Here is a 23,897-nt window from a genome sequence, read left to right on the forward strand (position 1 = left end):
GGCCGGGACCGGTCGGCCCTGGGATGGGCCGAGTTGCGCGCCAGCGGCGATGAGTCTAGGCGTCGAAGAGCGGTTCCGACGACGCCCCCGGGTCACGCGGGACGGCTGTGACACCACCGAGGGGGATCCCGCCGCGCGGCACCGGGTGGCCGAGGTGCAGCCAGGCCGCCTCGGTGGCCACCCGCCCGCGCGGGGTGCGGGCGAGCAGCCCGGCGCGCACGAGGAACGGCTCGCACACCTCCTCGACGGTGGTCGACTCCTCCCCCACCGCCACCGCCAGCGTGGAGACGCCGACCGGCCCGCCGGAGAAGCGCATGACCAGCGCCTCGAGCACCGCGCGGTCCAGGCGGTCCAGGCCCAGGTCGTCGACGTCGTAGAGGGCCAGCGCGGCCTGGGCGACGGCGCGGGTCACCCGACCGTCGGCCTCGACCTCGGCGTAGTCGCGGACCCGGCGCAGCAGCCGGTTGGCGATGCGCGGCGTCCCCCGCGAGCGGCCGGCGATCTCCGCCGAGCCGTCGTCGGTGAGCTCGACCCCGAGCAGCGCGGCGCTGCGCGCGAGCACCTGCTGCAGCTCGGCGGGCTCGTAGAACTCCATCTGCCCGACGAAGCCGAACCGGTCGCGCAGCGGCCCGGTGAGCAGCCCGGCCCGGGTGGTCGCCCCGACGAGGGTGAACGGGTTGATCTCCAGCGGGATGGCCGTGGCGCCGGGCCCCTTGCCGACGACGACGTCGACGCGGAAGTCCTCCATCGCCATGTACAGCAGTTCCTCGGCCGGCCGGGCGATGCGGTGGATCTCGTCGATGAACAGCACGTCGCCGGGGCCGAGGTTGGACAGCATCGCCGCGAGGTCGCCGGAGCGCTCGATGGCCGGGCCGCTGGTGATCTTCACCGCGGTGCCGAGCTCGGACCCGATGATGAGCGCGAGGCTGGTCTTGCCCAGCCCGGGCGGGCCGGACAGGAGCACGTGGTCCGGCGGCCGGCCCCGGCGCTTGGCGCCCTCGAGCACCAGCGCGAGCTGGCGGGCCACCTTGGGCTGGCCGATGAAGTCGTGCAGCGAGTGCGGCCGCAGCGCCGACTCGACGACCCGCTCCTCGTCGCCGGCCTGCGGCGAGACGGCGAAGTCGCGGCTGATCCCGGACTCCAGCTCGCCGGTCAGCGACCGGTCGAACGGCGCGCTCACGACCGGCCCAGCAGCTGGAGGGCCTGCCGCAGCAGCGACGCGACGTCGACCCGGCCGGTGCCTGCGAGCTGCTCGTCGGCGACCGGTGCCAGCGCGGTGAGCGCGGTGTCGGCCTCGCGGGTGGACCAGCCGAGCCCGACCAGTGCCGAGGACAGCTGGTCGCGCCAGGGCGCCACGGCGGTGATCGGCGCGGCGCCGGCGACCGGCGGGCCGTCGAGCTGCGTGTCGGTGGTGGTGGCGCCCAGCCGGTCGCGCAGCTCGAGGATCAGCCGCTCGGCGCCCTTCTTGCCGATGCCCGGGACCTGCATCAGCGCCTTGACGTCGGCCATCGAGACCGCGCGCCGGACCTCCCGCGGCGGGTGGATGGCCAGCACCGCCTGCGCCAGCCGGGGGCCGACGCCGTTGGCGGTCTGCAGCAGCTCGAACAGCTGCCGCTCGTCGTCGTCGGCGAAGCCGTAGAGGGTGAGGGAGTCCTCGCGCACGACCAGGCTGGTGGCCAGGCGGGCGTCGTCCCCCACGGTGAGCCGGGCGATGGTGCCCGGGGTGCACTGCACCGCCAGGCCGATCCCGCCGACCTCGACCACCGCGCCGTCGGGAGAGACGGCGGCGACCCGGCCGCTGACCGAGGCGATCACCGGGACACCCCCTGCCAGCGCGGCAGGGTGCGCTGCACGACCGGTGCGCCGATGCCGCCGGCGATCGCGGCGACCTCCAGCCGCTGCTGCGCCGGGCCGCGCCACACGTGGCAGACCGCCAGCGCCAGGGCGTCGGCGGCGTCGGCCGGCTTGGGGGCCGACGCCAGGCCCAGCACCCGGGTGACCATGAGGGTGACCTGCTCCTTGTCCGCCCGGCCGTTGCCGGAGATGGCCGCCTTGACCTCGCTGGGCGTGTGCCAGGCGACCGGGCGGTCGGCCTGCGCCGCCGCCAGCGCGGCGACCCCGGCGGCCTGCGCGGTGCCGGTGGCGGTGCCCTTGTTGTTCTGGGTGAACACCCGCTCGATGGCCACGACGTCGGGCCGGTGCTCACGCAGCAGCGCGGTGACCTGGGTGTGCAGCTCCAGCAGCCGCAGCTCGAGGTCCAGCTCCGCGGAGCTGCGGATCACGCCGACGCCCACGGCGGCCGGGCGCGCGCCGGGACGGCCGTCGACCACACCCCAGCCGCACCGGGTCAGCCCCGGGTCGATGCCGAGCACCCGCATGCCCGCTCCCCCTCTCACCGAACGCGTGTTCGACGGTCACCGTAACCGTCCCCGACGACGGCACCGGGACGCAACACGCGGCAGCACGCGGGCTGCGACCGGAGTCCGGGGCGCCGTCGGGAGCGTTCGGGAGGACCCGGGGCGTCCGGCCGGACGCCCCGGGGGAAGGCTCGGCGGCCACCTACCCGACGTTGGCCATGACCTCGTCGGGGACGTCGTAGTTGGCGTAGACGTTCTGCACGTCGTCGCAGTCCTCGAGGGCGTCGATGAGGCGGAACACCTTGCCGGCGCCCTCCTCGTCGAGCTCGACGGTGACGCTGGGCACGAAGCCGGCCTCGGCCGAGTCGTAGTCGATGCCGGCGTCCTGCAGCGCGGTGCGGACGGCGACCAGGTCACCGGGCTCGCAGACGACCTCGAAGGTGTCGCCGAGGTCGCGGACCTCCTCGGCGCCGGCGTCGAGGACCGCCATCAGCACGGTGTCCTCGTCGACGCCGCCGGCCTGCGGCACGACGATGACGCCCTTGCGGGTGAACAGGTAGGACACCGAGCCCGGGTCGGCCATCGAGCCGCCGTTACGGGTCATCGCGGTGCGCACCTCGGAGGCCGACCGGTTCTTGTTGTCGGTCAGGCACTCGATGAGCACCGCGACGCCACCGGCCGCGTAGCCCTCGTACGTGATGTTCAGGTACTCGACGCCGCCGGCCTCGGCGCCGGAGCCGCGCTTGACCGCGCGGTCGATGTTGTCGTTGGGGACCGAGGACTTCTTCGCCTTCTGGATGGCGTCGTAGAGCGTCGGGTTGCCCGCCGGGTCAGCGCCGCCGGTGCGCGCCGCGACCTCGATGTTCTTGATCAGCTTGGCGAACAGCTTGCCGCGCTTGGCGTCGATCGCGGCCTTCTTGTGCTTGGTGGTCGCCCACTTGGAATGGCCGCTCACGGCTGTCCTCCCTCGTCCCGGCGCCCGGCACCGGCACCCGGACGCACCGGTCGATCCTACCGGCGGGGGCGAGGGCCCCGTCCGAGCGGCGGGGGACGCCGACCCGCTCAGCCGCGGGCGCCGGCGCCGGTGGTGATCGCGTCCAGGCCGTCCTCGACGTCGAAGAAGCGCGGCAGCGGGCGGTCGGCGTGCAGCCGCAGCAGCCGGGGCAGCCGCCGCGTGCGCAGCAGCGCGGTGTCGCGGACGGCGTCGTTGTAGAAGCGGCGCGCCAGTCCGATGCGGGCCTCGGCCTCGGCCAGGTCGGCCAGCAGCGCCCGCGGGATCCCGTGCACCTCGGGCGGCAGCGCGCGCAGTTCCCGGCCGAGGGCGTTCTCCGCCAGTTCCCGGTCACCGGCCGGCGTCTCGCGGGCCTCGTACGCGGCGGTCTTCAGCCGGCTCGCACGGTCCTCACCGAGGGCGGCGCTGTAGCCCGACGCGAGGTCCTCGGCCAGTGCGGCGCGCTGCAGGAGCCGGTCGTCGAGCACCGCCCGCGCCCGGGCCACGCGGGCCTCGAGGCGGCGGAGCCGGGTGAGCGTCCAGGCCGTCCAGACGGCCAGCAGGAGCACGACCACGCCCACGGCGAGCAGCCAGGCGTCGGGCGTCACGACCGGTCACGCTAGCGCCGGACCCGCCTCAGCAGGGAGGGCAACACCCCGCCAGTAGGAGCGGTCACCTCGGCCACCCGTGTCCACGCCTCGTCGTCGGTGGCGGTCACCGCGCCGGCGCCGGGCAGCACGACGGTCTCGTAGACGGCGAGGACCCGGCGGGCGACCACCTGCCAGTCGTAGGCGGCCGCCGCCTCCCGGCCCGCTGCCGACAGCGCCTCCCGGCGGGCGGGGTCGGCGAGCAGGTCCGACAGCGCGCGAGCGAGCGCCGCGCTGTCGCCGCGGCGGACGAGCACCCCCGCCGCGCCGTCGGCGAGGACCCGGGCGAAGGCGTCGAGGTCGCTGGCCACGATCGGCGCACCGGCGGCCATCGCCTCGATGAGGACCACCCCGAAGGACTCACCGAGCAGGTTGGGCGCGCAGTAGACGTCCACCGAGCGCAGGAAGGCGGCCTTGTCGGCCTCGGAGACCTCCCCGAGGAGCGCCACGTGCGCGCGCACGTCCTCCCCCACCGCCTCGCGCAGCGCGTCGGCGTCGCCGCGGCCGGCCACCAGCAGCCGGGCGCCGGGGTGCTCGCGCACGACGGTGCGCATCGCCGCCAGCAGCACCGGCAGGCCCTTGCGCGGCTCGTCGTAGCGGCCGAGGAACCCGATGGTCGGCCCGTCGACGCCACGCGCGGCACCCGGCAGGGCCGGCCCGTCGGCGAAGACGCCCACGTGCACGCCGTTGGGGATGATCACGGCGTCGCCGCCGAGGTGCTCGACCTGCAGGCGGCGGGCGAAGTCGGAGACGGCGATCCGGCCGGAGATCTTCTCCAGCCACGGCCGCACGACCGGACCCCAGGCGGCCAGCCACTTCGACCGCACGCTGGCGGCGTGGAAGGTGGCCACGATCGGCCCGGTGGCGATCATGCAGACCAGCAGGCCGATGGACGGCGGCGCCGGGTCGTGCACGTGGACGACGTCGAAGTGCCCCTCCCGCAGCCAGCGGCGCACCCGGGCGGCGGAGACCGGCCCGAACTGCACGCTGGCCATCGAGCCGTTGTAGGGGATCGGCACGGTCCGCCCGGCGAAGGTGATCCAGGGGTCGGTGAGCGACTCCTCGTGCTCGGCGGGGGTGAGCACCTCGACGTGGTGGCCCAGCCCGCGCAGCGTCTCGGCGAGGTCGCGCACGTGGTACTGGACGCCCCCGGGGACGTCCCACTGGTAGGGACACACCAGCCCGATGCGCATCAGCGGCGCTCCCCCGCCGGCGGGTCCGGCGGCACGTCCGCCCAGATCCGGCCGAGCACGTGCCAGTCCTCGGGGCGGACGGCGAGGTCGGCGGTGAACGAGTCGGCGACGCCCTGCATGCCCGCGGCGACCCGGTCGCGCAGCCGGCCGGGGCCGTCGACCCGCACCTCGGGCCGGATGGCGAACTCCCAGCCGCGGTCGGTGAAGCGGCAGATCGCCGGGTGCAGGGCGGCGCCGGTCTGGGCGGCCAGCAGCGCGGGGCCGGCGGGCATCGTCGTCGGCCGGCCGAAGAGGTCGACGGGGACCCCGCCGGGCCCGAGGTCGCGGTCGACGACCAGGCAGCTGAAGCCCCCGCCGGTCAGCCACTCGCGCAGCACGGCGGAGCTGGGCCGCTCTCCCCCGGTCAGCGGGAGCACCCGGATGCCGAGGGACTCCCGGTACTCCAGGAACCGCCGGAAGAGCGACTCGGGCTCCAGGCGCTCGGCGACGGTCGTGAACGGCCCGCCGAGCCAGTCGACGAGCCACACGCCCGCGGCGTCCCAGTTGCCGCTGTGCGGCAGGGCGGCGATGAGGCCGCGGCCGGAGTCCCGGGCCCGCTCGAAGTGCTCGACCCCGGAGTGGACCGTGTCGGCCACGATCCGCTCGCGGGGCAGCCGCGGCAGCCGGAAGGCCTCCTGCCAGTACCGGGCGTAGGAGCGCAGCGCCCGGGTGGTGAGCTCGTCGAGCTCGTCCTCGGCCAGCTTCCCACCGGTGGCCACCCGCAGGTTGGCCTTCAGCTGCCGGGCGCCGCGGCCCGCGCGGCCGGCGGCGTACCGGCCGGCGGCGTCGAACGCGCCGCGGGCCACCGGCTCGGGCAGCCGCTGGACCGCCTGCCAGCCCGCTGCGTAGCCGAGGTCGGTGAGCCGGGCGGCCGCCCGGGCACGGAGACCGCTCACGAGGCGGGGGCCGACGGCGTCAGCGACTTGCCCTGGGCGCCGCGGCGCACGGCGACCACGCGCTGGGCGACGGTCACCGCACCGCCCACCACCAGCAGCCACAGCCCCACGTCGACGGCGTGGGGCAGGCCGAGGCCGGTGAGGCCGGTCCCGGTGAGCACCAGGATCAGCCGCTCGGTGCGCTCGACCAGCCCGACGTCGCAGGGGATCCCGACGCCCTCGGCGCGGGCCTTGATGTAGCTGGTCAGCACGCCGAGGACCAGGCCGACGAGGGCCAGCAGCGCGAGCAGCCGGTCGCCGCCGGCGCCGGTGTACCACCAGATCAGGGCCCCGAAGACGGCGGCGTCGACGGCGCGGTCACACGTCGAGTCGAGCACCGCGCCGAACGCCGAGCCGCCGCCGCGGGCCCGCGCCAGGGCGCCGTCGAGCATGTCGAGCAGCACGAAGACCGTGACGGCGAACGCGCCCCAGAAGAGGACGCCGTGGGCGATGAGCACCACGGACGCGGTGATCGCGCCGACCGTCCCGGTGACGGTGATCGCGTCCGGCGTCACCCCGGCGCGGGCCAGCCGGGACACCACCGGCGCCCAGAACCGGCCGACGGCCGCCCGGGCGCCCGACCCCAGCACGGTCAGTCCCCCGCCGGTCGCGGCCGGACGGCGTCCGGCCAGGCCGCGGACAGCAGCGCGCGGGTCTCGGCGAGCACCTGCGGCAGCACCCGGGTCAGGCCGATGACCGGCATGAAGTTGGTGTCGCCGCCCCAGCGCGGCACCGCGTGCTGGTGGAGGTGGTCGGCGATGCCGGCACCGGCCACCGAGCCCTGGTTCATGCCGATGTTGAAGCCGTGCGCTCCGGTCACCTGCCGCACCACCCGCATCGCCGTCTGCGTGAACGCGCCCAACTCGGCGACCTCGTCGTCGGTCAGGTCGGTGTAGTCGGGCACGTGCCGGTACGGGACCACCATGAGGTGCCCGGCGTTGTAGGGGTAGAGGTTCAGCACCGCGAAGACGTCCTCCCCTCGCGCCACCACCAGCCCGTCCTCGTCCGGCATCGCCGGGATGAGGCAGAACGGGCAGTCGTGCTCGCCGGTCGGCTTGCCCGAGCCGCGGATGTAGGCCATCCGGTAGGGCGTCCACAGGTGCTCGAAGACAGTGGCCGGGCCGCCGTCGTCGCTGGAGACGGGGACGGTGAACCCGTCCGGGCCGACGGTCACGGCCGCTCCAGCGGGGTCTCCGCGGTGGGGTCGGCGTTGTGCCGCGCCGCCACCCAGGCGACGACGGCGTCGACGGCCTCGGCGACGGGCACGCCGTTGCGCTGGCTGCCGTCGCGGTAGCGGAAGGAGACCGCACGGGCCTCGGCATCGGTGGCCCCGGCGATGAGCACGAAGGGCACCTTCTGCTTGCTGGCGTTGCGGATCTTCTTCTGCATGCGGTCGTCGGAGTCGTCGACCTCGACCCGGATGCCGCGGGCCCGAAGCTGCAGGGCGACGTCGGTGAGGTAGCCGACCTGGTCGTCGGTGACCGGGATGCCGACCACCTGCACCGGGGCCAGCCACGCGGGGAACGCGCCGGCGTAGTGCTCGGTGAGGACGGCGAAGAAGCGCTCGATCGAGCCGAACAGCGCGCGGTGCAGCATGACCGGCTGCTGCCGGGAGCCGTCGGCGGCGGTGTACTCCAGGCCGAAGCGCTCGGGCAGGTTGAAGTCGACCTGGATGGTCGACATCTGCCAGCTGCGGCCGATCGCGTCGCGGGCCTGCACCGAGACCTTCGGGCCGTAGAACGCCGCGCCGCCCGGGTCGGGCACGAGCTCGAGGCCGGAGTCGAGCGCGGCCCGGCGCAGCGCCTCGGTGGCCACCTCCCAGCTCTCGTCGGAGCCCACGGACTTCTCCGGGTTGCGGGTCGAGAGCTCCAGGTGGAAGTCGCTCAGGCCGTAGTCGGCGAGCAGGCCGAGCACGAAGTCGAGCAGGCCGCGCAGCTCCCCGGCCATCTGGTCCGGGGTGCAGTAGATGTGCGCGTCGTCCTGGGTGAAGCCGCGCGCGCGGGTCAGCCCGTGGACCACGCCGGACTTCTCGTACCGGTAGACCGTGCCGAACTCGAACAGCCGCAGGGGCAGCTCCCGGTAGGACCGGCCGCGGGACCCGAACACCAGGTTGTGCATCGGGCAGTTCATCGGCTTGAGGTAGTAGTCCTGCCCCTGCCGGCGCACGGTCCCGTCGGCGTCGCGCTCCTCGTCGAGCTGCATGGGCGGGTACATGCCCTCGGCGTACCAGTCGAGGTGCCCGGAGATCTCGAAGAGGCGGCCCTTGGTGATGTGTGGGGTGTTGACGAAGGAGTACCCGCCCTCCTCGTGCCGCTGCCGGCTGTAGGCCTCCAGCTCCCGCCGGACGACGCCGCCCTTCGGGTGGAACACCGCCAGCCCCGAGCCGATCTCGTCGGGGAAGCTGAACAGGTCCAGCTCCGCGCCCAGCCGGCGGTGGTCGCGCCGCTCGGCCTCGGCCACCTGCTCCAGGTGGCCCTTGTGCGCCTCGCGGCTCTCCCACGCGGTGCCGTACACCCGCTGCAGCTGCGGGTTCTTCTCGCTGCCCCGCCAGTAGGCCGCCGCCGAGCGGGTCAGGCTGAACGCCGGGATGCCGCTGGTGCGCGGCAGGTGCGGTCCGCGGCACAGGTCGGTCCACACGCGCTCGCCGGTGCGCGGGTCGAGGTTGTCGTACATGGTCAGCTGCGCGCCGCCCACCTCGACGTCGGCACCCTCGGTGTCGTCCGCGCCGCCCTTGAGACCGATCAGTTCGAGCTTGTACGGCTCGTGCGCCAGCTCGGCGCGGGCGTCGTCGTCGCTGATCTCCCGGCGGGAGAAGCGCTGGCCGGCCTTGACGATCTGCTGCATGCGCTTCTCCAGCGCCTGCAGGTCCTCCGGGGTGAACGGCTTCTCGGGGTCGAAGTCGTAGTAGAAGCCGTTCTCGACCGGCGGGCCGATGCCCAGGCGGGTGCCCGGGAACAGGTCCTGCACGGCCTGGGCGAGCACGTGCGCGGTCGAGTGGCGGATGACCGCGCGGCCCTCGGGGCTGGCGGCCGGCACGGGCTCGACCTCGACGTCGGCGCCGGGGGTCCAGGCCAGGTCGCGCAGTTCGCCGGTGGCCGCGTCCCGGACGACGACCGCACCGTCGGGGCCCTTGAGCGCGACCCCGGCGTCCTTGAGCGCCTGCTCGGCCGTCGTCCCGGCCGGCACCCGGACGAGGGTGGTTGCGGCGGGACGGGGCGCGGCGGACACGGGGTCTCCTGGGGGTCGCGAGGTGCTCGGGACGGCGTCCGGCGGGGCGGACGCGCACCGCTCAGCCTAACGAGCGCCCTCCTCCCGTCCGGGCACCCGACTCCACGGGACGACCTCGTCCCCGACGGCGACCGTCCCGGGCTCGACCACCTCGGCGTAGACGCCCAGGCAGTGCTTCGGCAGCCGGGTGACCTCGAGCACCGCCGAGCCCACGCGCAGCCGCCGGCCGACCCACGAGCGCTCGTCGTCGGCGAGCAGGTCGAGGAGGAGGTTGGCTCGCGGGTCCTCGGCGCCGCAGCCGGCCGGGACGATCCCCGCGGCCGCCCGGTCCAGCGCCTGGCGGGAGACCAGGTGCACAGCGGCAGCGCCGTCGGGACGCCCGGCCAGCGGCTCGAGCCGCACCGGCTCCCCCAGCACGGCGGCGACCGCGGCGGCGTCGGCGGCCGGGTCGCCGGTCACCGCGACGCCGGCCAGCGCGGGCGCGTGCTTCCCGCGCACGACCTCGCCCGAGGCCTCCGCGACGACGGCCCACGCCCGGTCCCCGGCCAGCCCGGCCGGGCCGACGTCGGCCCGGGGCAGGACCGTCCCCGCGCAGCCGCGCACGGGGTAGACCGAGATGCCGACGACGGTGCCCACGCCGTCACGCTACGGCCGGCCGGGCGGCAGGGTCAGGCAGCCAGATCAGGCAACGAGGTCAGGCGACGGGATCAGGCGGCGGGATCAGGCGGCGGGATCAGGCGGCGAGGGCGCCGCGCCTGCGCAGCCGGCGGAGCTGGGACTCCAGGTAGGGCCGGGCCTTGCGCTGCCCGCCACGGACGGCGATCGCCGCGGCCAGGTCGGCGAGGACCCGTGCCAGCCGCGCCTCGTCGGCCGGCCAGCCGCGGCGCAGGCACTCCTCCAGCCACTCGACCGGCGCGGTGTGCCCCCGCTCGCCGTTGCACCGACCGCAGGCGGCCACCTCGTTCTCCAACCACGACGGGCCGCCCTTGACCCGCGGCACGACGTGCTCGGTGGTGGCGGGGACCTGCTCGGTGAGGGCGCGGCCGCACCAGATGCAGGTGGGGCCGTCGCGTTCCACGGCCGCGTCCAGGCGGGCGGCCCTGTCCAGTGCCATCCCCTCCATGGTGCGCCGGGCCGGGCCGCGGCGCCTGAGGGATCGGCCACTCACCCGCGGCGGCGCCGCCCGGCCACCCGACGCCGACGCGGCAGCACCGCGGCCGTCCGCGCGCTCTCCCGCCGCCGGCGGACCGCCCGGCGCCACTGCACGCGCCCGGCGCTGACACCCGGCGGGTACGCGTACCAGCCGTACTCCTCCGACGGCGGGTCCGGCGTCTCGTCGTCCTCGCGCATCCGGTCGCGCAGCCGCGCCAGGACCGCCTCGGCGACGGAGTCGTGGGCGAGCACCCGGCGCAGGTCGGTGACCCCCTCGGCCTCCAGCGCCTCGCCGTACCACCGCTGCCAGCCGTGCCCGAACGCCCGGTCGGCGAGGTCGGTGACGACGGCGTGCGCGGCGTCGACCACCACGTCCGTGTCGAGGGCGAGGTCGAGCTCGACGACCGCCCTCAGCGTGTGCAGGTCGGGCCCGGGCCACCGCGCGCCGTCGGGGAGGTCGGTCGGCTCCTGGGTCACCGGCGCATCGTCGCAGTCCGGCGAGTCCGCCACCGATGAGTAACGAGATCGGCCAGTGTCTAACCCCACGAGACCGACCGACCGGCCGACCGCGGCCGACCGACCTCGCGAGGAGAACAGACATGGGCGTCATCCGGGTGCACGAGTTCACCACCGTCGACGGCGTCGTCGACGCCCCGATGTGGACGATGGACTACGGCTTCCCCGACGACCTGGCCACGTCCATCGGCGCCCTGACCGCGCCGGCCACGGGCATCCTGCTCGGGCGCACCACCTTCGAGATGTTCGCCCCCGCCTGGTCGACGCGGACCGCCGAGGAGGACCCGGGCGCGCCGTTCTTCAACGACACGACCAAGTACGTCGTCTCCTCGACGCTGACCGACGCCGAGGGGGTGTGGCGGAACTCGACGGCCCTCGGCGGCTACGACGCCGACAGGATCCGCGCACTCAAGGCCGACCACGACCTCTACGTCAGCGGCAGCGCCACCCTGGTCCGCGGTCTGGTCGATGACGGCCTGGTCGACGAGCTGCACCTCTACGTCTACCCGGTCGCCGTCGGCTCGGGCATCCGGTTGTTCCCCGAGGGCCGGCCGCAGACGAAGCTGGCCCTGCTCGGCGTCGAGTCGCTGAGCAACGGCGTGGCCCACCTGACCTACGGCCCCGCGGCCTGAGACGGCGGGAGGCCCGGGCGCCCCAGGGAGCCCGGGCCTCCCGTGTGCGTGGGCGGTGAGGCGACCGGCCGGCCGGGCGGCCGCTGAGTTCCGGGTCCTGCGCAGGTCACAGCCTCCAGGACCACCGAGGGACCGACGCCCTCGTACCCGGAGGAGACGCATGGCCGAGCTCATCTACTCGATGGTCACCTCGCTCGACGGCTACGCCGAGGCAGCGGAGGGCGGCCTCGGCACCGGGGCCGACGACCCGGAGGTGCACACCTTCGTCAACGACCTCTTCCACTCCGTCGGCACGTACCTCTACGGCCGACGCATGTACGAGACGATGGTGTACTGGGAGAGGGCGCACACCGAGCCCGACCCGCCGCCGCACGTCCTGCAGTACGCGCGCGACCGGCAGGCCGCCGAGAAGATCGTCTACTCCACGACGCTGGAGTCGGTGTCGAGCGCAAAGACCAGGATCGAGCGGACCTTCGACCCGGACGCGGTCCGCGAGCTCAAGGCCGCAGCCGACCACGACCTCACCGTCGACGGCCCGGACCTCGCCGCGCAGGCGATCGCGGCCGGCCTGGTGGACGAGTACCACCTCTTCATCACCACGAGCGTGGTCGGCGGCGGCAAGCGGTTCTTCCCCGACGGCGTGCGCCTCGATCTCGCGCTGGTCGAGGAGCGTGCCTTCGACTCGATCTCGCGCTGGTCGAGGAGCGTGCCTTCGACAGCGGACCGATCCACGCGCGCTACCGGACCCGCTGAGCCGCTCTCCTCCGGAGGTGGGAGCCGACACGACGAAGGGCCAGGCTCCCCCGTCTCCGGGTGCACCTGGCCCTACGCGCGAGTGGGCGATACTGGGTTCGAACCAGTGACCTCTTCGGTGTGAACGAAGCGCTCTACCACTGAGCCAATCGCCCGCTGCGCCTTCCATGATGCCAGACGGTCACCGCCAGAGCGGCACCCACCCCGGCACCCAGTCCGGCACGCCCATCACGTGCAGCACGACCACCACGACGCCGTAGACGAAGGCCGCCGTCAGCGCGGCGATGCCCAGCCGCACCCACACCGGCTGGCGGCCCAGCCACTCCGTCCAGGCCCTCACGTTGCGCTTGGTGTACTCCAGCAGCCGCTCGGCCCAGGTGAACTCGGTGGCGAGCACGAACAGGCCGGCGATGACGGTGAGCCAGCCGGGGCCGGGCAGCGGGATGGTGACCAGGCCGAAGGCGACGATCAGCCCGCCGACGATGCCCACGCAGACGCGGTAAGCGTGGTCGAGCGAGCGGCGGGCGCCCAGCCACCGGCGCCAGCCGGTGTCGGCGACCCGCTCCCGCAGGCTGTGGTGGCCGTCGACCGCGTACTGCTCCCGCCGCTCCTCCGCGGTCGGTCGTGCCCGCCGCGCCTGCGCGGGCGGTGGCACCGTGTCCTGTTCGCTCAGCTGGTCACCTGCCCGCTCGCCACCACGTCCGTCGGACCCGACGGAGCCTGACGACCGGACTCGATGCTGATCGCGTACCCCACGTAACCGTCCAGCCCGGTCGAGGCGGAGCCTACGGTCCGGAGGTCCGTTTGTGGGGACACGACGTCGAAGGTGCCGAGCGCCACGGGCGCCTCGCCGACCATCCCCCACACCACGTACACGCTGTCGCTGCTGTCGTTGACCTGCAGCCCGTGGGTGACGACCTCCAGCTGCGCCTCCCGGGCGACGACGGTGGCCACCTGCTCGCCGTCGCCGTCGCGGTAGACGGGCGCGATGGTCGCGCGGCCCGGCTGCAGCAGGGACTCGACGACCCGCTGCTGCTCGATCGCGGCCGCCTGCGCCTCGTCGCGGGCGGAGCTGAGCACGACGTTCCAGGTGCCCAGCGCCAGGATCGCGGCCACGGCGGCGGCGACCAGCGCGTTGGGGAGCACCCGGCGCCACGCGGTGCGCGTCTCCGGGACGGGCGCCCCGGCCTGCGGCGGGGCGTAGCCAGGGAAGCCGGTGGCCGCGGGGACGTCGCTGCGGCGCCGTCCGCCGGGGGCCGCGGTGGCCCCGGGCGGCGGCGGGGCGGCGGTCGTGTCGGCGGGCAGCTCGACGCCGGCCGGGGGCGGCAGCTGCTCGGTCCGCTCGACGGCGGCACGCAGCCCGTCGCGCAGCCCCTCGCTCGGCTCGGCCTGCGGGAGGTCGCCGGCCAGTGCCGACATCACCTCGGAGGTCTCGGCGACGGTCCGGGTGCAGCGGGGGCAGCTGGACAGGTGCGCGCCGAACAGCGCCTCGTCCTCCGGCTCGAGCGCGTGCAGCGCCCAGCCGACGGCGAGCTCGTCGTAGGGCCCGTGGTCGTCCTGGCGCGGGTTCACCGGGCACCTCCGTCGACCGCGGCGGGACCGCTGAGCGCGCCGCCGGCGGTGGCTCCGCCGACCGCGCCGAGCTCCTCCTTGAGCCGGCGCATCCCGGCGAGCATGCGGGTCTTGACCGTGCCCAGCGGCGCGCGGGTCAGGGCGGCGACCTCCCGCTGGGTGTAGCCGCCGTAGTAGGCGAGGGTCAGCGCCTCCCGCTGGGCGTCCGGCAGCGTCCCCAGCGCGGAGCGCACCCGCTCGGCGACGAGGCGGGCCCAGGCGTCGTCCTCGACGTCGCGGGCGCTCGTGGGCGCGCTGAGCACGAGGTCGTCCTCCGCGCGGGCCTGGCGGCGGCGGTGGGACTCCTCACGGCGGACGGCGTCGACGGCCTTGTGGTGCACCATCGCCATCAGCCACGAGGAGAAGCTGCCGCGGGCGCCGTCGTAGGCGTGCGGGTCGCGCCACACGGTGAGGAAGACGTCCTGCACGACGTCCTCGGCGAGGGTGTCGTCGGCCAGGATCCGGCGGGCCAGCGCGAAGGCGGGCCGGCGGAACCGGTCGTAGAGGTCGTCGACGGCACCCCGGTCCCCGGCGCGCACGCGCACGATCAGGTCCGCGTCGCCGGAGTCGCCCTCCGGACGTCGTGCCGGACGCGTCACGGCTCCCATCGTCACATGTCGCGTTCGTGGCGGGGAGGCATCATGGTTCACCACGCCGGGTAGTGCCCCTCAGCGGAGGTCCCTGCCCCGACCCGGCGAGGCCTCCGGACCGGTCCAGAAGGTGACCTCCGGCGGCCCCTGCCCGCACGGGCGACACGCCCGGAGACCGGTCGGCGCAACATCCGGCCGTTCCGGTCGTTCTACGGAACATGGATCGAGGCGACATGGCACACCGCTCCTCCCCCGGGTACTCCGTCCCGACGACGCTGTACCTGGTCGGCCCCACCTCCTGGACCGAGGTGCCCGCCGTCCTCACCTACGCAGCGTCCGACCCCTTCGCGGTGCGGATCGGCTTCGGCGACGTCGGGGAGCCGGTCGACGACGGCATCACCTGGCTCCTGGGCCGGGAGCTGCTGACCGCCGGTCTGGAGCAGCCGGCCGGCGACGGCGACGTGCGGGTCTGGCCGGCCCGCACCAGCGGCGACGTGCTGTACCTGCACCTGCGCGCGCCCTCCGGCGAGGCGCTGTTCGAGCTGTCCCGCGCCACGGTGGCCGCCTTCCTCCAGCGCACCGAGGAGCTCGTGTCCTCGGGGCAGGAGACCGCGGCGCTCGACGTCGACGACGAGCTGGCCGCACTCCTCTCGGGCGGCACCGACCCCGGAGCGCGCTGACCCCGCAGGAGGACCCCCAGTGAAACCCCTCCCGGGGGTCGGGTATCGTCTCCCCTGCACGACAGCGACACGGAGAGACAGCAACACAGCAACGCGGACGTGGCTCAGTTGGTAGAGCATCACCTTGCCAAGGTGAGGGTCGCGGGTTCGAATCCCGTCGTCCGCTCGGGACCTCGGGCGCTGGTCGCGAGACCGGCGCCCGTGTGTGCGGTGGAGTGGCCGAGAGGCGAGGCAACGGCCTGCAAAGCCGTCTACACGGGTTCAAATCCCGTCTCCACCTCGCCTCCTCGCACCAGCGCGGTGGAGCGGGCCGGTCTGCTGACCGGACTCGGGCGATTGGCTCAGTGGTAGAGCGCTACCTTGACACGGTAGAGGTCACTGGTTCGAACCCAGTATCGCCCACCAGCAAGCAGAGCCCCGGACCCTCGCGGTCCGGGGCTCTCGTCATCCCGGGGCTCTCGTCCCCGGCCACGGGCTCACCGCTGCTCCCCCAAGGCCGGCGCCACGCGCTCGTCCCAGAACCGCTCCACCTGCGCAGCCAGGTCCTCAGGGGCGCCGCTGTTGTCGAGGACGACGTCGGCCACGGCCCGCCGCTGCGCGTCGGTGGCCTGCGCGGCGATGCGGGCGCGGGCGTCCTGCTCGGAGAGGCCGCGCAGGCCCAGCCGGGCCACCCGCGTCTCCAGGTCCGCCTCGACGACGAGCACGAGGTCGTGGGCGCCCGCCTGGCCGGTCTCCACCAGCAGCGGCACGTCCTGGACGACGACGGCGTCGGCCGGGGCGGCGCCGATCAGCTCCTGCGCCCGCGCCCGCACCAGCGGGTGGACGATGCCGTCCAGCCGCGCCCGTGCCTCGGGATCGGCGAAGACGATCGAGGCCAGGGCCGGACGGTCCAGCGCCCCCTCGGCGGTCAGCACGCCGGGGCCGAAGGCCGCCACGACGGCGGCCAGTCCCGGCGTGCCGGGTCCGACGACCTCACGGGCGATCCGGTCGGCGTCCACCACGAGCGCCCCACGGGCGGCCAGCAGCGCCGCCACCGTGCTCTTCCCCGACCCGATCCCGCCGGTCAACCCGATGCGCAGCACGTACGGACGGTAACGAGCACGCGGGCGGCGGTCACGGACGGGTAACACCTGCCCGCCCGGCGCGGCGCGTCGCTCCAGTCACACCAGTCACTCCTCTTAACGTCCGCCACGTCGGTTCCCCATGGAGGGGGACGCAGCCGAGAGAGGCAGGCACTCCGATGTCGCAGTCCCGTACCGCCGTCGCGACGGTCCCCGCCGGTCCCCGCACCCCGGGACGGCACCGGGCGGAGCGCGCCGGGGGCATCCGGGTGGCCGACCTGCCTGCCGTTCGGGAGCGTCTCGCGGTGCGGCCCGCCACGCCGTCGCGCCGCACCACCTTCCTGCGCTGGCTGCTCGACGCCGCACCGGCCGGCCGGCACACCTGGCAGGCGCTCGCCGCCGCCGGCGGCCGCCCGCGCTCGGCGTTCGCGATCATCCTCAGCCTCTAGCAGCCCGGGCCCCGCACGACGGGGCCCGCGAGACCGGGTGCCCGCCCGGACGGGGACGGCGGGCGGGCACCCCCCTCCCCTGCGCCTCCTGGCGAGGTACGCGCACGACAGAGGCCCAGGACCTCGCGGGTCCTGGGCCTCTGTCGTCGATCTGACCGTCAGCCGACGGTCAGCGGGTCACTCCCCGCCGGCGAGCTTGGCCCGCAGCGCGGCGAGCGCCTCGTCGCTGGCCAGCGTGCCGCCCGTGGCGGCCTCCGGGCCGGCCTCGGCACCGGAGGTGTAGTTGCCCCCGGCAGCAGCCTCGGCATCGGCCTCGCGGGCCGCGGCGATCTGCTTGCGGTGCGCCTCGAAGCGGGCCTGGGCCTCGGCGTACTGCCGCTCCCAGGTCTCGCGGGCCTCGTCGTAGCCCTCGAGCCACTCCCCGGTCTCGGGGTCGAAGCCCTCGGGGTAGATGTAGTTGCCCTGGTCGTCGTAGGACGCGGACATTCCGTAGGCGGCGGGGTCGAACTGCTCCTCGTCGCCGACGACGCCCTCGTTGGCCTGCTTGAGCGACAGCGAGATGCGGCGCCGGTCGAGGTCGATGTCGATGACCTTGACGAGGATCTCGTCGCCGACCTGCACGACCTGCTCGGGGATCTCCACGTGGCGCTCGGCCAGCTCGGAGATGTGGACCAGGCCCTCGATGCCCTCGTCGACCCGGACGAACGCACCGAAGGGCACCAGCTTGGTGACCTTGCCCGGCACGACCTGGCCGATCTGGTGGGTGCGGGCGAACTGGCGCCACGGGTCCTCCTGCGTCGCCTTCAGCGACAGGGAGACCCGCTCGCGGTCGAGGTCGACGTCGAGGACCTCGACGGTGACCTCCTGGCCCACCTCGACGACCTCGGACGGGTGGTCGATGTGCTTCCAGGACAGCTCGGAGACGTGCACGAGGCCGTCCACGCCACCCAGGTCGACGAACGCGCCGAAGTTGACGATCGAGGAGACGACGCCGGTGCGCACCTGGCCACGGGCGAGCTTGTTGAGGAACTCGCTGCGGACCTCGGACTGCGTCTGCTCCAGCCACTGCCGGCGGGAGAGGACGACGTTGTTGCGGTTCTTGTCGAGCTCGATGATCTTCGCCTCGAGCTCGCGGCCCACGTAGGGCTGCAGGTCTCGGACGCGGCGCATCTCGACCAGCGAGGCGGGGAGGAACCCGCGCAGGCCGATGTCGAGGATGAGGCCGCCCTTGACGACCTCGATGACGGTGCCGGTGACGACCTCGTCGGCTTCCTTCTTGGCCTCGATCGTGCCCCAGGCGCGCTCGTACTGGGCGCGCTTCTTGGACAGGATCAGCCGGCCCTCCTTGTCCTCCTTCTGGAGGACGAGGGCTTCCACCTCGTCGCCGACCTTGACGACCTCGTTGGGGTCGACGTCGTGCTTGATGGACAGCTCACGCGAGGGGATGACGCCCTCGGTCTTGTAGCCGATGTCCAGCAGCACCTCGTCCCGGTCGACCTTGACGATGACGCCTTCGACGATGTCGCCGTCGTTGAAGTACTTGATCGTCTGGTCGATCGCGGCGAGGAAGTCCTCGGCGGTGCCGATGTCGTTCACCGCGATCTGGGGGGTGCTGTCGGGACGGACCTGAGTGGAGGTCATGTGGTCGAGTGCTCCGGACGGGGGGTGCGTAGGGACGGGGGTACCGCGGCCGGGTGACCGCGGGAGCGGGGAGAGCCGGCGCGGGCCGATCCCTGGCGGGACAGCACTGACAGACCTCTGGCGCACCCTCATGGTACGGACGCGGGCGCACGCGGGTCCACCTGGGTGGGCGGTCTCTGCAGGGCCCCTGCGGCGTGTCACGATCGGCGTGTCATGGTCCCGCCGCCCGCGCTCCCCCTTGGTCCCGACGGCTATCCCGCCGCCGGCGGGGTCGAGCGCCGGCCGGCCGGATCCGCGGAGTCGGTCCGCGCCAACCGGGGCTGGTGGGACGCCGCCGCGCCGGCCTACCTCACCGAGCACGGCGAGGACCTGGGCGACGTCGACTTCCTCTGGTGCCCCGAGGGTCTGCGCGAGGCCGACGCCCACCTGCTGGGCGACGTCGCCGGGCGGCGGGTGCTCGAGGTCGGCTGCGGGTCGGCGCCGTGCTCGCGGTGGCTGCGCCGGGCCGGTGCCGACGTCGTGGCGCTGGACCTCTCCGGCGGGATGCTCGCCCGCGCCGCGGAGCTCAACCGGTCCACCGGTGTCGGGGTGCCGATGCTGCAGGCCGACGTCGGCGCACTCCCGCTGGCCGGGGCGTCCGTCGACGTCGTCTGCTCGGCGTTCGGCGGGCTGCCGTTCGTGGCCGACGTCGAGGGGGCGCTGGCCGAGGTGGCGCGGGTGCTGCGCCCCGGCGGGCGGTTCGCCGCGTCGGTCAACCACCCGTTCCGCTGGCCGCTGCCGGACTCCCCCGATCCCGACGACCTGCGCGTCGTCTCGTCCTACTTCGACCGGCGGCCGTACGTGGAGACCGACGGCGGGGGGCGGACGGTCTACGTCGAGCACCACCGCACGGTCGGCGACTGGGTGCGCGCCGTCGTCGGCGCGGGCCTGGTCCTCGACGACCTGGTCGAGCCGGAGTGGACGCCGGGCCGGACGCAGGAGTGGGGCCAGTGGTCGCCGGCCCGCGGTGCCCTGGTCCCCGGGACGATGATCCTGGTCGCCCACCGACCCTGACCCTCGCGGCTGCGGCGACCACGCCTGCTGCGGCACGGTGGCGGCAGGACGACGGGAGAGCAGTCCGTCGATGCCACGTTCGTGAGGCACGGGAGCGCGGGGTACCCACTGGGTGCGCCCGAGGTCCGCCTGTTCGACGTGGTCGGAGCAGCCGTGAGGCTCACGGCGGACACCTCCGCACCGACTCCGACGAGGTCGGCAGACGGAAGAGCCCGCGCTCGCGGTCCTACCTGGCTCGCCCCCGGTGGCGGGTGCCCTCCTCCCGGTGGCGATGCCCGGCGACCCTGACGGCCGCGGGGAGTCGCCGTTCAGCGGCCTGGCCGAGCAGCGACGCCCCCCCAGTCGAGGTCAGTGGGTGCCCGAGAACCCTCGACCTGGAGTCGACGTCCAGGTCGGCCTCGGATCCGCCGCTCAGTGGGCCGCGGCGTCCCAGCTGGCGCCCAGACCGACCGAGACCTCGAGCGGCACCGACAGCTGGGCGGCGCCGGCCATCTCGCGGCGGACGACGGTCTCCAGCGCCTCCCGCTCCCCCGGCGCCACCTCGAGCACGAGCTCGTCGTGCACCTGCAGCAGCATGCGGGAACGCAGCCCCTCGGCCGTGATGGCCCGCTCGACGCCGAGCATGGCGACCTTGATGACGTCGGCCGCGGAGCCCTGGATCGGGGCGTTGAGCGCCATCCGCTCCGCCATCTGCCGCCGCTGCCCGTTGTCGCTGGTCAGGTCGGGCAGGTAGCGGCGGCGGCCCAGCGTCGTCTCGGTGTAGCCGGTCTGGCGCGCGTCCTCGACGACGCCGTCGAGGTACTCACGGATCCCGCCGAAGCGCTCGAAGTAGGCGTGCATCTGCTCGCGCGCCTCCTCGGTGGAGATGCGCAGCTGCGCCGCGAGGCCGTACGCGGACAGGCCGTAGGCCAGGCCGTAGCTCATCGCCTTGATCCGGCGGCGCATCTCCGGGTCGACCTGCTCGATGGGGATGTCGTAGGCCCGCGAGGCGACGAAGGAGTGCAGGTCCTCGCCGGAGGTGAAGGCCTCGATGAGTCCGGCGTCCTCGGACAGGTGCGCCATGATCCGCATCTCGATCTGGCTGTAGTCCGCCGTCATCAGCGACTCGAAGCCCGGCCCGACGACGAACGCCTGCCGGATGCGGCGGCCCTCGGCGCTGCGGATCGGGATGTTCTGTAGGTTCGGGTCGATCGAGGACAGCCGGCCGGTCGCGGCGATCGTCTGCTGGAACGTCGTGTGGATGCGCCCGGCGTCGTCGACCATGGGGATCAGCCCGTCGATGACCGTGCGCAGCCGGGTGACGTCGCGGTGGCGCAGAAGGTGCTCGAGGAACGGGTGCCCGGTCGAGGCCAGCAGGCCGGTGAGCGCGTCGGCGTCGGTGGTGTACCCGCTCTTGATCTTCTTGGTCTTCGGCAGGCCGAGCTCGTCGAACAGGACCGCCTGCAGCTGCTTGGGCGAGCCGAGGTTGATCTCCTTGCCGATCACGGCGAAGGCCTCGGCGGCCGCGGCGGCCACCCCCTCGGCGAACTCGCGCTGCAGCTCGTGCAGGAGGTCGGTGTCGACGGCGATGCCGGTCCGTTCCATGCCGGCGAGCACGCGCGTCAGCGGCAGCTCGATCTCGCCGAGCAGGTGGTCGCCGCCGCGCTGGCCGAGCACCTGCTCGAGGGCGTCGGAGAGGTCGTTGACCGCGACGGCCTTGAGGACGTCGGCGTGGGCGGCCTCGGCGACCAGATCGGCCTCGCTCGGTCCCAGCCCGTCGAGGGTCATCTGGCCCTCGGGCTCGGCGGTGTCCTTGAGCTCGCGCTTGAGGTAGCGCACCGAGAGGTCGCCGAGGTCGAAGGAGCGCTGCCCCGGCGTCGCCAGGTAGGCCGCCAGCGCGGTGTCGCTGACCAGCCCCTGCAGGTCCCAGCCGCGCGCCCAGACCGCCAGCAGCGGGCCCTTGACGTCGTGGGCGACCTTGTCGGTACCCGGGTCGGCGAGCCAGGCGGCCAGTGCCTGCTCGTCGGCGACGTCGAGGTCGGGGCCGAGGTCGACGAAGACGGAGTGGTCGTCGGCGGCGGCCAGCGCCAGGCCGGTCAGCTCACCGGCGCCCCGCCCCCAGGTGCCGCGGAAGACCACGCCGGTCCGCCCGGTGCGGGCGTGCTCCTCGAGCCATGCCGACAGCCCGCCGGCGGGGACGTCGTCGGCGGTGACGTCGAAGCCGCCCTCGACCTCGGGCTCGGCGCTGGTCAGCGTGGCGAACAACCGGTCGCGCAGCACGCGGAACTGCAGGTTGTCGAAGAGGGTGTGCACCTCGTTGCGGTCCCACGCGCGGACGGCGAGGTCCTGGGGGCCCAGCTCGAGCGCCACGGACCGGTCGAGCTCGGTGAGCCGCCGGTTCTGCAGCACCGAGGACAGGTGCTCGCGCAGCTTCTCCCCCACCTTGCCCTTGACCGTGTCCACCCGGTCGACCAGCTCGTCGAGGGAGCCGTACTCGCGGACCCACTTGGCCGCGGTCTTCTCCCCCACGCTCGGGATGCTCGGCAGGTTGTCGCTCGGGTCCCCCCGCAGGGCGGCGAAGTCGGGGTACTGCCGCGGCGTGAGGCCGTACTTGGCCTCGACCTCCTCCGGCGTGAACCGGGTCAGGTCGGAGACGCCCTTGCGCGGGTAGAGCACGGTCACGTGCTCGCCGACCAGCTGCAGCGCGTCGCGGTCGCCGGTGCAGATCAGCACGTCCATGTCCTGCTCGACGGCCTGCACGGTGAGCGTGGCGATGACGTCGTCGGCCTCGAAGCCCGGCGCGGTGATCACCGGGATGTGCAGGGCGGCGAGCACCTCCTGGATGAGGCTGACCTGCCCGCGGAAGTCGGTCGGGCTCTCGCTGCGGTTGGCCTTGTACTCGGCGTAGATCTCGCTGCGGAAGGTCTGCCGGCCGACGTCGAAGGCCACCGCGAGGTGGGTGGGCTGCTCGTCGCGCAGCACGTTGATCAGCATCGACGTGAAGCCGTAGACGGCGTTCGTCGGCTGGCCCGTCGTGGTGGAGAAGCTCTCCACCGGCAGCGCGAAGAAGGCCCGGTAGGCCAGGGAGTGCCCGTCGAGCAACAGCAGCCGTGGCCGCGTCCCCGGGGTCGTGGGGGCGGCGGACGCTGGGGTGGTGACCGGAGCGGACATCGCCGCCGATCCTAGAAGGACCCCGGTGCCCCCCGGCCCTCGCGAGCTCGGGCCGGGACCCTGCACCGGGGCCGACTACCGTGCCGGGCGTGACCTCCGCTCCCCCGGACTGGCTGCCCCCGAGCGCGAGCAGCCCGCTCGACGACAAGCTCGGCATCACGATCGTCGACTACGACCCGGCGCGGATGGTGGCGACCATGCCGGTGGAGGGCAACCAGCAGCCCTTCGGGCTCCTGCACGGCGGCGCCACGTGCTCGCTGGTCGAGACGATCGGCTCCTGGGCGGCGATGCTCAACGCCGGGCCGGGCAGGAAGGCCGTGGGCGTGGAGCTCAACGCCAGCTACCTGCGGGCGGCCACGAAGGGCACGGTCACCGCCGTCTGCACGCCGGCGCGCACCGGCCGCACGCTGTCGACGTTCCTCATCGAGGTCACCGACGACCGGGGCCGGACGACGGCCACCGCGCGGCTGACCTGCGCGATCCTCCCGGCCTGAGTCTCCCCTGCGCCTCCCCTAGGCCTCCGCGACCACGGGCAGCACCCGCGGCACCGGGCGCCGCCTCGGGAGTGCCCGGCGGGGCACCGGGACGCCGCCGCGCTGCCAGGCGGCCAGCGACCGGGCCAGCGTCTCGCGCGGCACGATCCGGCGGGTGGTGAGCGGCGCGAACCCCATCCGCGCGAAGAAGCGCTGCCGCTCGGCCTCGTGCCCGCCGACCGCGGCGACGACGTGCTCGGCGCCGACCTCCGCCGCGTGGGCGGCCGAGGCCGCGAGCAGCGCGGCGCCGGCGCCGCGACGGCGGTGCTCGCGGTGCACGACGAGGTTGTCGACGGTGACCTGCGGGACGCCGAGCACCGCCGAGAGCGGGTCCAGCCCCAGGACCGCGAGGCCGACGACGACCTCCCCCGCACTGGACGCCGTCGCCGCGTTGGCCCCGGGCAGCACGGCGAGCACGACCCGGTGCGCGGGATCGGCCAGCAGCCGGCGGAACCCGGCGGCCGCGGCCGCCCCCGGTGTCTGACCCGTGAGGACGCCCTCCGCGTGGGCCTCGGCGCGGTGCTGGCGCACCAGCGCGAGGACGGCGGGCAGGTCGTCTGGCCGCGCCGTGCGCGTGACGACGCGGGACCGCTGGCCGGTACCTGACACGGGAACCCTCCCTGGACGGTGCCGCCGAGCGTGCACCCCCGCACCCCCGGCCGCCACGCCGACGCGCCGGTCCTGGG

At 74.4% G+C, this 23,897-nt stretch carries 26 protein-coding genes and 4 tRNA genes; 9 read left to right on the forward strand and 21 right to left on the reverse strand.

Translation table 11 applies throughout. The annotated features are described in order from the left end of the window. Positions 1–55: 55 nt before the first annotated feature. From ruvB to BM414_RS13160, 13 genes are all read right to left on the reverse strand, one after another. Positions 56–1,180 (reverse strand): Holliday junction branch migration DNA helicase RuvB, encoded by a 1,125-nt coding sequence (ruvB, locus tag BM414_RS13100; protein WP_093579876.1) that lies wholly within the window; start codon positions 1,178–1,180, stop codon positions 56–58. Then, the gene (gene ruvA, locus BM414_RS13105; RefSeq protein WP_093579877.1) at positions 1,177–1,815 is read right to left on the reverse strand and encodes a Holliday junction branch migration protein RuvA; all 639 of its coding nucleotides are present in this window, start codon (positions 1,813–1,815) and stop codon (positions 1,177–1,179) included. The genes ruvB and ruvA overlap by 4 nt, the downstream gene beginning before the upstream one ends. Further along, a complete protein-coding gene (gene ruvC / locus BM414_RS13110; protein ID WP_093579878.1) occupies positions 1,812–2,378 on the reverse strand; it encodes a crossover junction endodeoxyribonuclease RuvC in 567 nt (188 codons plus the stop codon). The genes ruvA and ruvC overlap by 4 nt, the downstream gene beginning before the upstream one ends. A gap of 181 nt (positions 2,379–2,559) precedes the next feature. Then, positions 2,560–3,312, reverse strand: coding sequence for a YebC/PmpR family DNA-binding transcriptional regulator (locus tag BM414_RS13115; RefSeq protein WP_093579879.1), 753 nt, complete (start codon positions 3,310–3,312; stop codon positions 2,560–2,562). A 107-nt stretch (positions 3,313–3,419) separates the two neighbouring features. Next, a complete protein-coding gene (locus tag BM414_RS13120) occupies positions 3,420–3,956 on the reverse strand; it encodes a LemA family protein (protein ID WP_093579880.1) in 537 nt (178 codons plus the stop codon). 11 nt (positions 3,957–3,967) lie between these two features. Then, on the reverse strand, positions 3,968–5,188 hold the full coding sequence (locus BM414_RS13125) for a glycosyltransferase family 4 protein (protein WP_093579881.1): 1,221 nt from the start codon (positions 5,186–5,188) through the stop codon (positions 3,968–3,970). Beyond that, complete coding sequence (locus tag BM414_RS13130) at positions 5,188–6,123, reverse strand: phosphatidylinositol mannoside acyltransferase (RefSeq protein ID WP_093579882.1); 936 nt, start codon at positions 6,121–6,123, stop codon at positions 5,188–5,190. The genes BM414_RS13125 and BM414_RS13130 overlap by 1 nt, the downstream gene beginning before the upstream one ends. Then, on the reverse strand, positions 6,120–6,752 hold the full coding sequence (pgsA, locus tag BM414_RS13135; RefSeq protein ID WP_093579883.1) for a phosphatidylinositol phosphate synthase: 633 nt from the start codon (positions 6,750–6,752) through the stop codon (positions 6,120–6,122). The genes BM414_RS13130 and pgsA overlap by 4 nt, the downstream gene beginning before the upstream one ends. 2 nt (positions 6,753–6,754) lie before the next feature. Further along, the gene (locus BM414_RS13140; protein WP_175551577.1) at positions 6,755–7,336 is read right to left on the reverse strand and encodes an HIT family protein; all 582 of its coding nucleotides are present in this window, start codon (positions 7,334–7,336) and stop codon (positions 6,755–6,757) included. Then, positions 7,333–9,390 carry a threonine--tRNA ligase gene (thrS, locus tag BM414_RS13145; protein WP_093579884.1) on the reverse strand — a complete coding sequence of 686 codons (2,058 nt, stop codon included), beginning with the start codon at positions 9,388–9,390 and terminating at the stop codon, positions 7,333–7,335. The genes BM414_RS13140 and thrS overlap by 4 nt, the downstream gene beginning before the upstream one ends. 66 nt (positions 9,391–9,456) lie before the next feature. Further along, positions 9,457–10,026, reverse strand: coding sequence for an MOSC N-terminal beta barrel domain-containing protein (locus BM414_RS13150; protein ID WP_093579885.1), 570 nt, complete (start codon positions 10,024–10,026; stop codon positions 9,457–9,459). Positions 10,027–10,123: 97 nt separating this feature from the next. Next, on the reverse strand, positions 10,124–10,504 hold the full coding sequence (locus BM414_RS13155; RefSeq protein ID WP_175551578.1) for an HNH endonuclease: 381 nt from the start codon (positions 10,502–10,504) through the stop codon (positions 10,124–10,126). Positions 10,505–10,554: 50 nt separating this feature from the next. Further along, complete coding sequence (locus BM414_RS13160; protein WP_093579886.1) at positions 10,555–11,019, reverse strand: hypothetical protein; 465 nt, start codon at positions 11,017–11,019, stop codon at positions 10,555–10,557. Positions 11,020–11,141: 122 nt separating this feature from the next. Between BM414_RS13160 and BM414_RS13165 the strand changes: the two genes are divergently transcribed. Then, positions 11,142–11,690, forward strand: coding sequence for a dihydrofolate reductase family protein (locus BM414_RS13165; RefSeq protein WP_093579887.1), 549 nt, complete (start codon positions 11,142–11,144; stop codon positions 11,688–11,690). A 181-nt stretch (positions 11,691–11,871) separates the two neighbouring features. Then, the gene (locus BM414_RS13170; protein WP_245784700.1) at positions 11,872–12,567 is read left to right on the forward strand and encodes a dihydrofolate reductase family protein; all 696 of its coding nucleotides are present in this window, start codon (positions 11,872–11,874) and stop codon (positions 12,565–12,567) included. On the opposite strand, the gene BM414_RS13175 is transcribed toward BM414_RS13170, so the two are convergent. The 4 genes from BM414_RS13175 to BM414_RS13190 form a co-directional block, all read right to left on the reverse strand. After that, a tRNA-Val gene (locus BM414_RS13175) sits at positions 12,527–12,598 on the reverse strand. The two genes, BM414_RS13170 and BM414_RS13175, sit on opposite strands and share 41 nt — an antisense overlap. A 26-nt stretch (positions 12,599–12,624) precedes the next feature. Next, positions 12,625–13,098 carry a TIGR02611 family protein gene (locus tag BM414_RS13180; protein ID WP_245784694.1) on the reverse strand — a complete coding sequence of 158 codons (474 nt, stop codon included), beginning with the start codon at positions 13,096–13,098 and terminating at the stop codon, positions 12,625–12,627. A gap of 14 nt (positions 13,099–13,112) precedes the next feature. Beyond that, positions 13,113–14,015: an anti-sigma factor gene (locus BM414_RS13185; RefSeq protein WP_093579888.1), complete on the reverse strand. Its 903-nt coding sequence runs from the start codon at positions 14,013–14,015 to the stop codon at positions 13,113–13,115. Continuing rightward, positions 14,012–14,662, reverse strand: coding sequence for a sigma-70 family RNA polymerase sigma factor (locus BM414_RS13190; protein WP_245784695.1), 651 nt, complete (start codon positions 14,660–14,662; stop codon positions 14,012–14,014). Before BM414_RS13190 ends, BM414_RS13185 begins: the two co-directional genes overlap by 4 nt. Positions 14,663–14,877: 215 nt before the next feature. Between BM414_RS13190 and BM414_RS13195 the strand changes: the two genes are divergently transcribed. The 4 genes from BM414_RS13195 to BM414_RS13210 all read left to right on the forward strand — a co-directional run bounded on the left by BM414_RS13195 (position 14,878) and on the right by BM414_RS13210 (position 15,729). After that, entirely contained in the window at positions 14,878–15,324 is a 447-nt protein-coding gene (locus BM414_RS13195) for an SsgA family sporulation/cell division regulator (RefSeq protein WP_093579890.1), read from the forward strand. 93 nt (positions 15,325–15,417) lie between these two features. Then, positions 15,418–15,490, forward strand: a tRNA-Gly gene (locus BM414_RS13200). A gap of 43 nt (positions 15,491–15,533) precedes the next feature. Continuing rightward, positions 15,534–15,604 (forward strand) — tRNA-Cys (locus BM414_RS13205). 50 nt (positions 15,605–15,654) lie between these two features. Then, a tRNA-Val gene (locus tag BM414_RS13210) sits at positions 15,655–15,729 on the forward strand. 71 nt (positions 15,730–15,800) lie between these two features. Here the strand turns inward: BM414_RS13210 and coaE are convergent. Further along, positions 15,801–16,406: a dephospho-CoA kinase gene (gene coaE / locus BM414_RS13215; protein ID WP_093579891.1), complete on the reverse strand. Its 606-nt coding sequence runs from the start codon at positions 16,404–16,406 to the stop codon at positions 15,801–15,803. A gap of 158 nt (positions 16,407–16,564) precedes the next feature. On the opposite strand from coaE, the gene BM414_RS13220 reads away from it, so the two are divergent. Continuing rightward, positions 16,565–16,834 (forward strand): hypothetical protein, encoded by a 270-nt coding sequence (locus tag BM414_RS13220; protein ID WP_093579892.1) that lies wholly within the window; start codon positions 16,565–16,567, stop codon positions 16,832–16,834. Positions 16,835–17,011: 177 nt separating this feature from the next. Here BM414_RS13220 and rpsA read toward each other — a convergent pair whose 3' ends face one another. Then, entirely contained in the window at positions 17,012–18,475 is a 1,464-nt protein-coding gene (gene rpsA / locus BM414_RS13225) for a 30S ribosomal protein S1 (protein ID WP_093579893.1), read from the reverse strand. A 213-nt stretch (positions 18,476–18,688) separates the two neighbouring features. On the opposite strand from rpsA, the gene BM414_RS13230 reads away from it, so the two are divergent. Continuing rightward, positions 18,689–19,528, forward strand: coding sequence for a class I SAM-dependent methyltransferase (locus tag BM414_RS13230; protein ID WP_093579894.1), 840 nt, complete (start codon positions 18,689–18,691; stop codon positions 19,526–19,528). A 411-nt stretch (positions 19,529–19,939) separates the two neighbouring features. On the opposite strand, the gene polA is transcribed toward BM414_RS13230, so the two are convergent. Next, positions 19,940–22,678: a DNA polymerase I gene (gene polA, locus BM414_RS13235; protein ID WP_093579895.1), complete on the reverse strand. Its 2,739-nt coding sequence runs from the start codon at positions 22,676–22,678 to the stop codon at positions 19,940–19,942. Positions 22,679–22,767: 89 nt separating this feature from the next. Between polA and BM414_RS13240 the strand changes: the two genes are divergently transcribed. Then, positions 22,768–23,172, forward strand: a complete 405-nt coding sequence (locus BM414_RS13240; RefSeq protein WP_093579896.1) for a PaaI family thioesterase — start codon at positions 22,768–22,770, stop codon at positions 23,170–23,172. A gap of 18 nt (positions 23,173–23,190) precedes the next feature. Here the strand turns inward: BM414_RS13240 and BM414_RS13245 are convergent, their stop codons facing one another. Continuing rightward, positions 23,191–23,820 (reverse strand): GNAT family N-acetyltransferase, encoded by a 630-nt coding sequence (locus tag BM414_RS13245; RefSeq protein WP_175551579.1) that lies wholly within the window; start codon positions 23,818–23,820, stop codon positions 23,191–23,193. Positions 23,821–23,897: the final 77 nt, after the last annotated feature.

This window comes from Geodermatophilus amargosae, from assembly GCF_900116515.1.
Classification (GTDB): Bacteria; Actinomycetota; Actinomycetes; order Mycobacteriales; family Geodermatophilaceae; genus Geodermatophilus; species Geodermatophilus amargosae.

Coding starts and splice junctions, on each gene's coding strand:
- BM414_RS13155 (WP_175551578.1), bottom strand. CDS start 10,504: ATGGCACTGGACAGGGCCGCCCGCCTGGACGCGGCCGTGGAACGCGAC.
- BM414_RS13190 (WP_245784695.1), bottom strand. CDS start 14,662: ATGGGAGCCGTGACGCGTCCGGCACGACGTCCGGAGGGCGACTCCGGC.
- BM414_RS13220 (WP_093579892.1), top strand. CDS start 16,565: ATGTCGCAGTCCCGTACCGCCGTCGCGACGGTCCCCGCCGGTCCCCGC.
- BM414_RS13165 (WP_093579887.1), top strand. CDS start 11,142: ATGGGCGTCATCCGGGTGCACGAGTTCACCACCGTCGACGGCGTCGTC.
- BM414_RS13170 (WP_245784700.1), top strand. CDS start 11,872: ATGGTCACCTCGCTCGACGGCTACGCCGAGGCAGCGGAGGGCGGCCTC.
- rpsA (WP_093579893.1), bottom strand. CDS start 18,475: ATGACCTCCACTCAGGTCCGTCCCGACAGCACCCCCCAGATCGCGGTG.
- BM414_RS13230 (WP_093579894.1), top strand. CDS start 18,689: ATGGTCCCGCCGCCCGCGCTCCCCCTTGGTCCCGACGGCTATCCCGCC.
- polA (WP_093579895.1), bottom strand. CDS start 22,678: ATGTCCGCTCCGGTCACCACCCCAGCGTCCGCCGCCCCCACGACCCCG.
- BM414_RS13195 (WP_093579890.1), top strand. CDS start 14,878: ATGGCACACCGCTCCTCCCCCGGGTACTCCGTCCCGACGACGCTGTAC.
- BM414_RS13125 (WP_093579881.1), bottom strand. CDS start 5,188: ATGCGCATCGGGCTGGTGTGTCCCTACCAGTGGGACGTCCCCGGGGGC.
- ruvC (WP_093579878.1), bottom strand. CDS start 2,378: ATGCGGGTGCTCGGCATCGACCCGGGGCTGACCCGGTGCGGCTGGGGT.